The following is a 1,096-nucleotide window of genomic DNA, read 5'->3' as shown; positions in this document are numbered from 1 at the left end:
CGCCCCCTGTTCGACGACCCCCGGCACCCCTACACCGAGGCGCTCCTCGCCTCGATCCCGCACCTGGACGACCCGCCCCACACGGTCCTGCGGGCGATCGACGGCGCACCGCCGAACATGGCGGAGCCACCGCCCGGCTGCCGCTTCGCGCCCCGCTGCGGGCACGCCACCGGCGTCTGCCGCACGGACGCCCCGCCGCTCGTCCCGTCGGGCGACCGCGCGTTCGCCTGCCACCACCCCCGAGGAGGCGCCTGATGGCCGGAACCGGAACCGCGCACCTGCGCCCCGACGCCGACCCCGTCCTCACCGTCCGCGATCTGACCGTCGAGTTCCCCGCGGGACGCGGCACCGTGCACGCCGTCTCCGGCGTCAGCTTCGACCTCCTCGACGGCGAGACCCTCGGCATCCTCGGCGAGTCCGGCTGCGGCAAGTCCAGCACCGGACGCGCCGTCCTCCAGGCGCCCCCGCCGTCATCGGGCTCGGTCCGCCTCGGCGGCACCGAACTCACCGGACTGCCCCCCGCGCGCCTCCGCGAGCAGCGCGCGCGCCTGCAGATGATCCTGCAGAACCCGGTCGCCGCGCTGAACCCGCGCCGCCGCGTCCGCGACCTCGTCGCCGAGGGCCCCGCCATCCGCGGCGAGCGCCCGTCCGCCGACCGCGTCGACGAGGTCCTGCGGTCCGTCGGGCTCGACCCCGCGACCGTCCGGGACCGGCGGCCGCACGAGCTGTCGGGCGGCCAGTGCCAGCGCGTCTGCATCGCCCGCGCGCTCATGACGGACCCGGACGTCCTCATCTGCGACGAGCCCGTCTCGTCCCTCGACGTCTCCGTGCAGGCGCAGATCCTGAACCTGCTCGAACGCACCCGCACCGAACGCCGGCTGAGCATGATCTTCATCGCGCACGATCTGGCGGTGGTCAAGAACGTCAGCGACCGCGTCCTGGTGATGTACCTGGGGAAGGTCTGCGAGGTCGTCCCGTCGTCCGCGCTCGCCACCGAGTCCCGGCACCCGTACACGCGCCTGCTCCTCGCGTCCGTCCCCGAAGCACCCGACACGGACGCGAGGAGCAGGCGCGTGTACGGGTGCCGGGACTCGGT

At 74.7% G+C, this 1,096-nt stretch carries 2 protein-coding genes; both read left to right on the top strand.

What is annotated here, in order from left to right; genetic code table 11:
- The coding region (locus DMH08_RS39570) for an oligopeptide/dipeptide ABC transporter ATP-binding protein (RefSeq protein WP_325052994.1) at positions 1 to 255 on the top strand (255 nt) is incomplete at its 5' end.
- The coding region (locus DMH08_RS39565; RefSeq protein ID WP_148108670.1) for an ATP-binding cassette domain-containing protein at positions 255 to 1,096 on the top strand (842 nt) is incomplete at its 3' end. The genes DMH08_RS39570 and DMH08_RS39565, both read left to right, overlap by 1 nt.

The organism is Actinomadura sp. WAC 06369, assembly GCF_003947565.1.
Taxonomy (GTDB): Bacteria; Actinomycetota; Actinomycetes; order Streptosporangiales; family Streptosporangiaceae; genus Spirillospora; species Spirillospora rifamycini.
This window is presented reverse-complemented; position numbering and strand designations above follow the sequence as displayed.